Origin of the sequence: Colwellia echini (assembly GCF_002843355.2) — a bacterium.
GTDB lineage: Bacteria > Pseudomonadota > Gammaproteobacteria > Enterobacterales > Alteromonadaceae > Colwellia > Colwellia echini.
The window spans coordinates 1-11,543 of the sequence record NZ_PJAI02000035.1; the positions used below are offsets into that span (position 1 = coordinate 1).

Annotated in this window: 11 protein-coding genes; 8 read left to right on the forward strand and 3 right to left on the reverse strand. The window is 36.3% G+C overall.

Annotated elements, in window-relative coordinates; all coding sequences use genetic code 11:
- The 5 genes from CWS31_RS16665 to CWS31_RS16685 form a co-directional block, all read left to right on the forward strand.
- Positions 1-314 (forward strand): ATP-grasp domain-containing protein (locus CWS31_RS16665; protein WP_484038967.1); only part of this gene is annotated, 314 nt, incomplete at its 5' end.
- A gap of 160 nt (positions 315-474) precedes the next feature.
- Positions 475-909 (forward strand): ATP-dependent zinc protease family protein, encoded by a 435-nt coding sequence (locus CWS31_RS16670; RefSeq protein WP_101345086.1) that lies wholly within the window; start codon positions 475-477, stop codon positions 907-909.
- A 102-nt stretch (positions 910-1,011) separates the two neighbouring features.
- Positions 1,012-1,875, forward strand: a complete 864-nt coding sequence (locus CWS31_RS16675) for a mechanosensitive ion channel family protein (protein WP_101345085.1) — start codon at positions 1,012-1,014, stop codon at positions 1,873-1,875.
- Positions 1,876-2,009: 134 nt separating this feature from the next.
- Positions 2,010-3,848, forward strand: a complete 1,839-nt coding sequence (locus tag CWS31_RS16680) for an SLC13 family permease (RefSeq protein ID WP_246143598.1) — start codon at positions 2,010-2,012, stop codon at positions 3,846-3,848.
- Between the two features lie 92 nt (positions 3,849-3,940).
- Positions 3,941-5,293 carry a magnesium transporter gene (locus CWS31_RS16685; RefSeq protein WP_101345269.1) on the forward strand — a complete coding sequence of 451 codons (1,353 nt, stop codon included), beginning with the start codon at positions 3,941-3,943 and terminating at the stop codon, positions 5,291-5,293.
- A 184-nt stretch (positions 5,294-5,477) separates the two neighbouring features.
- Here CWS31_RS16685 and CWS31_RS16690 read toward each other — a convergent pair whose 3' ends face one another.
- Positions 5,478-6,350: a mechanosensitive ion channel family protein gene (locus CWS31_RS16690; protein ID WP_246143601.1), complete on the reverse strand. Its 873-nt coding sequence runs from the start codon at positions 6,348-6,350 to the stop codon at positions 5,478-5,480.
- Between the two features lie 113 nt (positions 6,351-6,463).
- Positions 6,464-7,489 (reverse strand): DUF21 domain-containing protein, encoded by a 1,026-nt coding sequence (locus tag CWS31_RS16695; RefSeq protein ID WP_101345083.1) that lies wholly within the window; start codon positions 7,487-7,489, stop codon positions 6,464-6,466.
- 188 nt (positions 7,490-7,677) lie between these two features.
- On the opposite strand from CWS31_RS16695, the gene CWS31_RS16700 reads away from it, so the two are divergent.
- The 3 genes from CWS31_RS16700 (at position 7,678) to CWS31_RS16710 (ending at position 10,432) form a co-directional block, all read left to right on the forward strand.
- A complete protein-coding gene (locus tag CWS31_RS16700) occupies positions 7,678-8,649 on the forward strand; it encodes a magnesium transporter CorA family protein (protein ID WP_101345082.1) in 972 nt (323 codons plus the stop codon).
- A 113-nt stretch (positions 8,650-8,762) separates the two neighbouring features.
- On the forward strand, positions 8,763-9,548 hold the full coding sequence (locus CWS31_RS16705) for a hypothetical protein (protein WP_101345081.1): 786 nt from the start codon (positions 8,763-8,765) through the stop codon (positions 9,546-9,548).
- An 8-nt stretch (positions 9,549-9,556) separates the two neighbouring features.
- A complete protein-coding gene (locus CWS31_RS16710; protein WP_101345080.1) occupies positions 9,557-10,432 on the forward strand; it encodes a mechanosensitive ion channel family protein in 876 nt (291 codons plus the stop codon).
- Positions 10,433-10,540: 108 nt separating this feature from the next.
- Here the strand turns inward: CWS31_RS16710 and CWS31_RS16715 are convergent, their stop codons facing one another.
- On the reverse strand, positions 10,541-11,395 hold the full coding sequence (locus tag CWS31_RS16715; protein ID WP_101345079.1) for a universal stress protein: 855 nt from the start codon (positions 11,393-11,395) through the stop codon (positions 10,541-10,543).
- Between the last annotated feature and the right edge of the window lie 148 nt (positions 11,396-11,543).

The window sequence follows — 11,543 nt, forward strand, 5'->3', positions numbered from 1 at the left end:
TTGCGGCGATGAAACGTCAAGGCGCGGAAGGTGAATTTCGCTCTAACTTACACCGTGGTGGCTCAGCAACTGTGGTTAAATTATCTAAAGAAGAGCGCGAAACTGCCATTTTAGCGGCTAAAGCAATGGGCTTAAATATGTGTGGTGTTGATTTACTGCGCTCACAACATGGCCCAATGGTGATGGAAGTTAACTCATCTCCTGGGTTAGAAGGCATAGAAACTGCTACAGGTAAAAATGTTGCAGGCATGGTGTTTGAGTTTTTAGAAAAAAACGCCAAACCTAATAGCACTAAAACTCGTGGTAAAGGTTAATTCAAGTAATTTTTCAGTGACTGTTTAAAATGATTTTTAACTAGTTAACCGATTTACGAACACTTAAAGAGAGTTTTATGGGTATTTTAAGTATCGGTGATTTTGATATTTTACCGGGCGAACAAAGCAAGATTAGCTATAAAGAACACTAGGAATATTTATGAGTCAAAAAAATAAAACAATTATTGGCCGTTTAGAATCAATTACCTTACCAGAGCTTTCCATCGCAGACTTACAAGTACGCGTAGATACTGGTGCAAAAACTTCATCTTTACATGTTGATAATATTAAAAAATCGATCATTAACGGTATACATAGCGTAACCTTTGACCTGCATCCTGATGTACATAATGTAGAAACAATTCAGCGTTGTACTGCGCCAATCAGTGATATTAGAAAGGTAAAATCATCAAACGGTACTGCAGAAGAGCGTTATGTTATTGAAACCCCCGTGATACTTGGTCAAGAAGAGTGGTTAATTGAAATCACTCTGACGGATCGATCAGATATGAGTAATTTAATGCTGTTTGGTCGAGAGGCACTTGGTAAACGCTTTTTGGTAGACCCTGCTAAAGTATTCTTAGGCTCTAAATAAATAATAGTTAATCTCACTCTGGCTAAAGGTCATGATGGTCATTTTAGAGCAGGTTAACACATTAATTTAAGTGAACTGATCGTTTTACGTTAAGGTAACGTTATGGATTTTGAACAAATAAAATCGATATTATCAATAACCGTTTTTAAGGTTTCTGATCAAGCAATCACCCTCGGTGAGGTTTTATTAATTCCTATTTTTATTTATGTAGGATTATTACTCACTAAATGGTCTGTAAGATTAATTACGCGTCGATTAACTAATCATAATACTGATCCTAATATCATACATTTGTTGCAACGTGTTTTTTATGTGATTGCAATCATCGTCATGTTGATCACAACACTGGATATGATCAACATTCCCATTACCGCTTTTGCCTTTTTATCAGGGGCCATTGCTATTGGTTTTGGTTTTGGCGCACAAAATATTATTAACAACTTCATCAGTGGTTGGATATTAATGTGGGAGCGGCCAATTAAAATTGGTGATTTTTTAGAGGTTGAAAATGCCAAAGGTGTTGTAGAAGAGATCAATACCCGCTCTACTCGTATACGACGTGTTGATGGTGTTCATATGCTTATTCCTAACAGTAAATTACTTGAAAACACAGTTGTTAATTGGACCTTACGTGATAACTTAGTTAGAGCAAATGTAAGTGTTGGCGTTGCTTATGGCACTCGCGCTAGAACGGTCGCAGATCTTGTTTTAGAAGCAACACTTGCACAAAAAGAAGTATTAAAAGATCCAATGCCGATAGTTAGTTTTGAAGATTTTGGCGATAGCTCACTAGTGTTTGAAGTCAATTTTTGGATTCAGTCTAATGTTGAAGGTGGCTTGCGTGTTGCCAAAAGCAATATACGTTTTGCTATTGATGAGTTATTTGAGAAAAACAATATTGTTATTTCATTCCCGCAACGTGATGTACATCTTGATGGTGCGATAACAATTATTAATAAAGATTAATATTGAGTAAAATAACTTAACCCGAACTGAGGTTATCTAGATTAATCACAAAAAGTCAGCCTTAATCGTTAAAAGCTAACTATGATAAACATGGCTTAATTACTTACAATTAACCAACAGTATTTTATAACAGGGTGATACTTTTGAATATTCCAGACCTACCCAATTACCATGCGTTAGCGGTTTTATTAATCACGGCCTTCGCTTTATATTTATTTCGCCGTGATGATATTCCTTTAGAAACTTCATCATTATCGGTATTAGCTATTTTATGCTTGCTGTTTTCAGTTTTTCCGTTTTATGTTGATGGTACACATTTTGAAGCAAGCTCTTTATTTTTTGGCTTTGGTCATGAAGCGTTAGTCACCGTATGTTGTTTAATGATTATTGGCTCTGGCATTGTCCGCACCGGAGCACTAGAGCCTATCGGGCGCTATTTAGCTAAATTATGGAAAATCAGCCCGACATTATCACTGTTGTTAACCCTTATATTAGCAGGGACATTAAGTGCTTTTATTAACAACACTCCAGTTGTTGTCCTACTTTTACCTATATTAATTAGCGTTTCAATACGTACTAAAACAGACTCTTCGCCTATGTTACTACCTATGGGCTTAGCAACTTTGGTTGGCGGTATGGTTACTACTATTGGTACCTCTACTAACTTATTAGTCGTAAGTATTGCTAAAAACATGGGCGCGGTAGAATTTGGGTTATTTGATTTTGCAAAGCCAGCGCTCATGGCGTCAGTCGTTGCCATCATTTATTTATGGTTAATTGCGCCTAAACTGTTACCTAAACGTACTGCGTCAATGCCAGATATATCGCCACGCTTATTCAGTGCTTATCTAAATATTAATGAAGAAAGTCATATTAACGAGAAAACTATTGCTGATGTAATCGCCTTAACAGACGGTCAACTTAAAATAGAAAGTGTGCAACGGGGCCCTGAAAGTCGCAATATTATGCCGTTACCTGACACAATTCTTACCGTAGGAGATAGATTAAAAGTACATGATTATCCTGATCGTTTGAAAGAATATGAAACCGTACTTGGTGCCACCTTGTTTTCTGGGATCAATAAAGTTGACGATGAACATCCGTTAAAAGCTGAGAAACAAACCTTGGCTGAAATAGTCATTATTGCAGGCTCTGGCCTTGAAGGAAAAACCCTACAACAAGCACATTTTATCCAAAAATATGCAGTGTCTGTTATTGCTTTACATCGTGCTGGTAAAGCGATGGAAATAGGGCGTAGTAGTATCGGTAATACCCGCCTTAGAATTGGTGATGTGTTACTTGTGCAAGGTGAAACCGAACAAATCAAGGTACTAAAATCTAAGCAAGGGTTTTTAACCATAGATGGCGCGGAATCTCTACCGCAAACTAGTAAGGCACCTGTTGCTTTAGGTACATTGCTTGCTGTAGTTGCGGCCTCTGCTCTAGGGATTTTACCCATTGAAATCAGCGCAGTATGCGGCGTGTTGGTTTTATTATTAACCAAATGCTTAAACTGGGAGGAAGCATCTTCAGCGCTGAGTACGCAAGTGATTTTAATTGTTGCAGCATCATTGGCTTTAGGCGCGGCTATGATGACCACAGGCGGTGCTGAGTATATAGCGCAAGTGTTTGTTGCATTATCTTTTGGATTACCGCCAGGCGGCGTTATCGCAGCACTGATGCTTTTATTAGCGATACTCACTAATATTGTTTCCAATAATGCGGCAGCGGTTATTGGTACGCCAATCGCCATTTCTGTTGCAAGCCAACTTAATTTACCGGCAGAGCCATTTATTTTAGCCGTATTATTTGGCGCTAACTTAAGCTACGCAACACCTATGGCTTATAAAACTAATTTGTTAGTAATGAATGCTGGCGGATATCAATTTTCAGACTTTATGCGTGTAGGTATTCCGTTAATTTTATTAATGTGGGTTACGTTATCCTTCTTACTAAACTGGCTTTATTTATAAGTTGGTTTTTCTCGAGGCACCTTTAGCTAAAATTTATTCATTCATTGTTATGGATGTAAGCAGTACGAATAAAAATTATGAGTGAAAAAACTATGAGTGAAAACACAGTAGACCAATTACCCTTATTAATAAATGATATTTTAGCCACCAAAAATGATGTTGAACTTAATAATGTTTTAGTTGATTTAGACAATGTTTTATTCAATGACCAATACCCTTTATTAATTGAGGCTGTGCCGTTAGATAAAAGATTCGCGGTTTGGTCGCATTTAAATATCGACATTCAACGTATTACTTTTATTCAGGTAAAAACAGAAACTCGTTTATGGTTGGTTGATTCGTTATCTGATGAACAGTGTTTTGAGTTACTTGCCGAAATTGATCTTGAAGAACTATTAGAAATAGCAGAAGCATTACCTGATAGATTTTTAACTTACGCAATAAAACAATTAGATGAATCGCAAAAAGCGCTTTATCAACAAGCGCAACAATATGATGATAATGAATTAGGTCATAACCTTGATTACGACTACGTACGTATTTCTGAAAAATTAAAAGTATCAAGCGCTAAACGTCTGGTTTATAAAGGCTTGAATAACTATACCGAAGAATTTTACACCGTAAATAAGCAAGGGATATTAACGGGTGTTGTTAATATTCATACCCTGCTTAATGCAGATGATAGCGCGCTTTTAAGTGACTTAATTGAGTCTGATTTTCTCAAACTGACTGCCAATACTGATATAGATGACGCATCAGAAGCGCTAATTTTGTCTGAGAAAATGTCGTTGCCAGTATGTGATGAATCAGGTCTATTTATGGGTCGTTTTACTTTTGCATCGGCCTATTATATTAAAGAAGCTGACGCTGCTAAAAAGTTAAACCAGTCAGGTGGTTTGAATAAAGATGAAGATTTATTCTCAACGGTTTGGCAAAGTGCTAAAAACCGGGGGGTTTGGTTAGGTATTAATTTAATTACCGCTTTTTTAGCTTCGGGTGTTATTGGCTTATTCGAAGTGACTTTACAACAAGTCGTGTTACTTGCGGTGTTAATGCCGGTTGTGGCATCTATGGGCGGAATTTCTGGTAGTCAAACCTTAACCCTGATTGTTCGTGGTTTAGCGCTAGGACAAATAACAGAGGCTAACTTAAAAGCTTTACTTATTAAAGAGCTAAAAGTGGGGCTAACTAACGGTATTATTTGGTCAGTTATCATCGGTGGCTTTACTTACCTATGGTTTAATGATTTGGGTATTAGCTTGGTATTAGGGGTTGCCATTTTAGGCAACTTAATTGCCGCCGCGGCTTCGGGAGTTTTAATTCCATCGATATTAAATCGTATGAATATAGATCCTGCATTATCTGGAGCTGTATTGTTAACTACCGTTACTGATGTTGTTGGTTTCTTAGTATTCTTAGGTTTAGGTAGTTGGTTCTTACTGTAGTTTTAGTTGAGTTAATGTCTTTGACTTTAGCGAGGCTCTGTATACGGTATATGGATGGCAAAGCTAACTACGAAAAGTTGATAAAAAAGCCACAGAAGTAATCATGGTAATCTAGATTGCTTCTGTGGCTTTTTGGTAATTCAAACCTTTAGTAATTTAAAGCTTTGGTGAATTAAAAATAATGCTATTTGATTTTCGCTTGTTCTTTTAATGCCTTACGCTCAAACCATAAATTCATAAAATCTTCAGTTAAATCTTGCTCAATCTTCATCGCACTTTCGGTAGGGCAAAAAATGGTGAAAAATACCTGAGTGTCTCCCACATCCGAGGTCGCTACTTGAATATGTGGCTTAGGACCTGATATTTTTACATCAAGTCGGTTTTCAATTAGATGGTTATATCGAACCGCTACATCTTGAAAACCACTACAATAAAAGTTTGCCTTTTCATACAAAGCATCTATAAATTCAAACGGATTAACACTGTCATCGCGCACAATAGTAAAGTGATGCATAGCGTAACGTTTTAGGAAGTTAAGATTCTTAATGACCGATGTAATTAGGCTACTATTAGGTACATACAAGGTTTTACCGGTATATTGATAATTATCTTGGTCTACTTCAAGTAAGGTTAATTTTGCCCAGTCGGTAGAGTGTACCTCACCAACATGGGGGCCTACTTGTATCCAGTCACCAACCCGAAAAGGTCTACTTGAAATAATATAAATAAAGCCAATAAAGCATTGAATGAACTCTCTAGTGGCTAAAACAATGGCAACGATAAATGCGGCGATAGAGAAAGCAAACTTCTGTATTTCATCAGACCAGAGGTTAAACATCATGATAATAATCAATATAGTAAATAAATTATTTACCGTATTGATCGGTGCTCTTTTATCTCTTTTTGATTTACGTTTTATTATTTTTAAGATGACATGCTTAACCAAAAAAAAAGTTGCGATAACCAACACGGTTACAATGAACTTATTTTTGAACAGAAAATCAGAAAAACCCGTAATATCAAACATTGTACTTAACCATTCCATTATAGAAAACATACCCGCTTATTTTAAAACTTTAACCTAAATATCATGTTTACAGCTGTTTATTAAAACCATTCTATTGAGATTGGTATTAGTAGTTGCTAAAACTGATACTTAATTCATTAGCGCTACTTTATCACAGGTAGCATACCTTTGAGCAGTAATCCGAAAATATCTGCACCAGTAATAATACGTTTTGTTTGCCCCCAAATTAGCAGAACATCATGTTCAATAACCCCATCAAAATTTTTGTCGGTTGAGGTGTTTACTTTCATTTGTAACATCGCTTCATTTAAGGGCGTTGTTTCATCAGTAATTACTACAGGGCGATGACAATAACTGTATGGGTCAAAACTTTCTTGTTGGTATAAGGCCGCACGTGAAAAGCCATCGGCATCCAAAACTAGTAATGGGTAACCTGCTTCGTTAGTTAAAATAACCCAACTATGATTAGTTTGATTAACTAACATCAAAAATGGATCTTCAGGGCTTTTTTCAATCGTCGGGATTATTGGTAAATCTAACTTAGTTGGTAAAGCGATAATTGATTTAGGATCAATCACTTCACCTTCTTGGGTTACGTGTATTTCATCAAGCGCAAAGAAATTTAACGCGCCTATCCCTTCAACTTGATTAAGATCTGCTTCTTCAGCAGTAATGTGTTGGCGAATAATATTTCTCAATTCACTTTCTTCAAGGTAAGTAATACCTTCTTTTCCTAACCAACCATCAAGAATAAGTGCTGTTGGTTTGGCAACCGGATAAAACAAAATTTGGTAAAAACGAATAACAGGCGTCAATAAGCTACCCATCTTTAATGCATGTCTTGAAAAGTAAGCTTGTGGGGTTATTTCACCAATAATAGTAATGGCAATGGTTGAAAACAGAAAGGCACTAACGCCTGTTAATACTGAATCAGACAACATGGTTAATAAAACGTTAATACCCACATTGCCCCATAAAATTGTGGATAATAAAAAGTTTGAATCATCTCTTAATGTCAAAACCTTTTGTGCTGCTTTATTACCCTTTTTTGCTTCTACTTCTAAATGCAATCGGCTGATAGAGAAAAACGCAAGATTTAACCCTGAAAAAATAGCCGAGTGAGTTATGCAAATGGCGATAGCGCACCAGATAATAATGTCAGTTGACATGTGACAGTCCTAATTAGAAAAAACAAGTTAATGGAGGGAATTATCAACGTTAGCTGTTGAGATAACAACAATTAATGGCGCTTTATTTGTTATTTAGGCTTATATTATTGTAGGTAATAAATTTTAGTTAGTTTATCATCCGCATGTGTCGCTGTGATGCTTTTTTATAATTTTTATAAGGATTTTTCATGATCAAGTGTATGTTAATTTCTCCGTCTTTCCCAACCAAGATGGGAGGTGAAGAACTAGTCAGTGAGTGGCAAAAAGATGAAAGTACCACCTTGTGGATTGATCTAGATAAAGTAGACAGAGAGCGTGAAAACGCAGTATTAACCGAGTTTGGTTGTCATGCGTTAGCGATAAGTGATGCACAACGAGATAGACATCCACCTAAAGTAGAACTGTTTGATGATTATATCTTCTTACTTTATCGCGGCTTTGTTGCTAAAAAACAAAACTTAACTTTTGAACACGTTCAAGTTGGACTGTTTATCGGTGAACGTGTTTTGATTACATGTCATGCTGAAAGCTCTATAGCGATAAATGCGTTATTTAATACCACAGGTGAAAAACACTTAGCACGTAGCCCTATTCATTTAGCATTAAAAATATTTCACAGTAGTTGTGGTACTTACCTGAAACAATTATTTGACTTTGAAGCGCATCTTGAAGCGATTGAAGATAAATTTCAAATTAGTGGCAACGATAGCATGATGCGTGAAATTACCGCTCATCGTTCTCGTTTAGTAAAAATAAGAAGAACTTTTAGTTATCACGTTACCATTGGCGATACGTTAAATGCGTACATGGATGATGATGAAACTAATCTGATAACTGACGAAGAGCAGCACACAGTTAATGATTTACGAGATAGACTTGACCGATTATTAAGTCTTTCACAAATGTATTACGATATTTGTGGTGACTTAATTAATGGCTATATGTCGATTACTTCGCATCAATTAAACTCTACCATGCGAGTACTTACCGTTATCACCGCGTTATTTGTGCCATTAACATTTTTAGCAGGTATTTACGGGATGAACTTCGAATATATTCCAGAGTTAAAATTTGAACATGGCTACTTTACGTTACTAGGTGTAATGGCGGTTATTTCAGTGGTACTTATTGTCTTATTTAAAAGAAAACGTTGGCTATAATAGCTCCAATTAAAGTAATGGGTATATTTCGTATAGGGGAGGAAAGCGACTTCCCTTGTTATAAAAGTTTTAACTTGCTAATTTAAAACACTAATAATGATAGTGAGTAAATAATGAAGAACAATATCTGGTGGGGCGAGTTTACTTTTAATGTGCAGCAACAACAGTCCTGGAGCGTAGGCGAACGGGCTATTTTACTTAAACGCAAAGCAACTGAGTGGAATTTGTGGAATATAGAAAGTGATGAAGAGGGCGATGATATTATTGTTTCTGACGGCTCTGCATTTAATCTAGATGATAAGGTTGCTGCAGGGCGTTTTTTAGAGCAAATGACTACAGATAAAATAAAGGTGTATCCGCTGTTAGCTGATCGAACTTTTATCGCTCGTCCCTCGTCGCCATTAACTATTCTTGCTGGGGAAAAAACACAATTATTTATTAGCACACCTCTTTGGTTTTACGCTGAAACTTTTCCTGGAGCTAAACCCTTAGTTGACCTACCATTTTGGCGCCCCTCAGACTCATGGTTCGGTCGTTCAACGATTGATGGTCAACTTTGTTATGCAAAATACACTACGGCAAAAACAGATATCGATGAATTAGACTTACATCCACATCGCGCAACAACGTCAATTATGTTAATTAATAATCATAATAAAGCGTTAACAATTAATCGAATTAATGTGCCGGTGAATTATTTGCACTTGTACAGCGACAGTAAAAATCAATTATGGACATCACGATTGACGATAGAAGTTAAAGATGACTCCGCTGATGTTGAATTGATCATCGAGAAAAAATTTCCCTCTGATTTTGACGCGCTTACCTTTATTAGTAAACCGCGGGTATTATCGGAGCATGGGAAATTAATACGCAGAATTAGCAATTTATTTGGATAAATTAGGCAATGACATTGATTAATGATTTTTTAGCGCTACTCAAAGATTCACACTTATACGCCTCAATGCAGGCGTTAATACTCTTTTTAGTGGGCTACTTTATTGCTAAAGCGGTCAGTAGTGCGGCCGTAAAAGTTGCCGATAAAAAGTTAACCACACATGGTATGTTTTTATTAAAACGAACTGTTTTTTATACCTTGTTAATGTTATTCGCGTTATCAGCGTTAAAACATATTGGTATTGATTTAACCATACTGCTTGGCGCGGCAGGTATATTTACCGTAGCTATCGGTTTTGCGTCACAAACTTCGGCTTCCAACTTGATCAGCGGCTTATTTTTAATGCTAGAACGACCTTTTTCTATAGGTGACGTGATCAAGGTTAATGACATTTTGGGTGAAGTTATCTCAATTGATTTATTGTCGGTTAAGCTAAGAACCTTCGATAACTTATTTGTCAGAATACCGAACGAAAGTATGATAAAAAGCCCTGTAACCACGATGACCAAATACCCGATCAGACGAGCGGATTTAAAGTTAGGTATAGCTTACAAAGAAGATATTGAGAAAGTACGTGGAATATTACTTAAGATTGCTGAAAAAAATGTAATCTGTTTAGAAGAGCCTGCGCCACTGTTTATTTTAACGGGCTTTGGCACTTCATCAGTTGATATTCAGTTTTCAGTATGGTCAAAACGTGAGAATTTTCTCACACTTAAAAACGAAATGTATCAAACCATAAAAAAAACTTTTGATCAACAAGGTATTGAAATACCGTTTCCGCACGTTAGTCTTTATGCGGGTAATCAAACTAAACCGTTTGAAGTGATGGTGCGTAGCAAAGAAAATGTTGATGAAATAACACCTGAAGACACCAAGGTTTAAGCTTTAGCTTTTAGCTACACAAAGCACATTAATAATTAAGGGAAAGAGTAATTCAGAGGTTTAATCGTCGCTGTTAGTGCTATGAGCATTAACCCCTTAAAAATTAACTTAGCGTTTAATCAGTAATAAATCACATGGTGGTTCATATAAAAAATGGGTAGTTGTGCTGCCCACCCAGAATTTATCCACCATACTACGGTTTACTAAACCGATAAATAAAATATCAATATGATTTTTATTAATAAAAGACTCAACAGCCTCTTCAGGCAAACCTTCTAATAAGGTGTATTGCTCAACACTAACATTATTTTTTTTGGCAAACTCTTTTAACGCGCTTTGGTGCATTTGCTGCACTTTACGCTCGTAACCGTATAACACTGATGAAATATAACAAGAATGAACTATTTGCCACTTAACGGTTAAAGACTTCGCCCACGCTTTCAATTGGCTAACAATATGTTCATCAATTTTTGCATGGCGATCGTGCTCATGCAAAGGGTCAACTGCACCGATCATTTTGATGGGTTTATTCCATACTTTTTTACCTAGCAGTAATACTGGCGCATCAATTTCAGTCAGCCTTTGGAAAATAGAATGGCGAAGCTTAGCGGCAGCATCTTCAATAATAACTAAGCTATTATTTGCTTTGGCTACTTCAGCATTTATTATTTTTACATGTTCAGAAGATTCAGTGGTGATAATTTCAGCTTTAATTGCACTCATGGATAGTGCCTTTTGAAGTACTTGTTTTTTTTGGACTATTGCGGCTAAGCCTTCGTTACTGGTTAATGAGTCATCAACCATTGAATGCCAATACCAGCGCTCAGTCGACTTTACTTTAACGTCTATGATTATTTTAAGCTGGTTGTTATGAGCGTTGGCAAGCTGAGTTATTTTATCAAGGGTGATATTTTTATAAAAATAACGGCCATCTATAAACCAAATTAATTGCTCAGTTATCATTGTTTATCCTTCGTCTTTCAAAAATTTTAAAGGTTCATTATTTGGCCTAAGCAGATTTTAATGTGCGTTAAGCCTATGCCATTTTACTTACAATAACCTGAGTTCGGGATAATGAAATTGTAAAGTATAACAATATCAACTATTTGTA

Bases quoted from the DNA above. Each gene is read 5' to 3' on its own strand.
- CWS31_RS16690 (WP_246143601.1), bottom strand. From the start codon at position 6,350: ATGTTTTCTATAATGGAATGGTTAAGTACAATGTTTGATATTACGGGT.
- CWS31_RS16675 (WP_101345085.1), top strand. From the start codon at position 1,012: ATGGATTTTGAACAAATAAAATCGATATTATCAATAACCGTTTTTAAG.
- CWS31_RS16715 (WP_101345079.1), bottom strand. From the start codon at position 11,395: ATGATAACTGAGCAATTAATTTGGTTTATAGATGGCCGTTATTTTTAT.
- CWS31_RS16695 (WP_101345083.1), bottom strand. From the start codon at position 7,489: ATGTCAACTGACATTATTATCTGGTGCGCTATCGCCATTTGCATAACT.
- CWS31_RS16685 (WP_101345269.1), top strand. From the start codon at position 3,941: ATGAGTGAAAACACAGTAGACCAATTACCCTTATTAATAAATGATATT.
- CWS31_RS16700 (WP_101345082.1), top strand. From the start codon at position 7,678: ATGATCAAGTGTATGTTAATTTCTCCGTCTTTCCCAACCAAGATGGGA.
- CWS31_RS16710 (WP_101345080.1), top strand. From the start codon at position 9,557: ATGACATTGATTAATGATTTTTTAGCGCTACTCAAAGATTCACACTTA.
- CWS31_RS16705 (WP_101345081.1), top strand. From the start codon at position 8,763: ATGAAGAACAATATCTGGTGGGGCGAGTTTACTTTTAATGTGCAGCAA.
- CWS31_RS16670 (WP_101345086.1), top strand. From the start codon at position 475: ATGAGTCAAAAAAATAAAACAATTATTGGCCGTTTAGAATCAATTACC.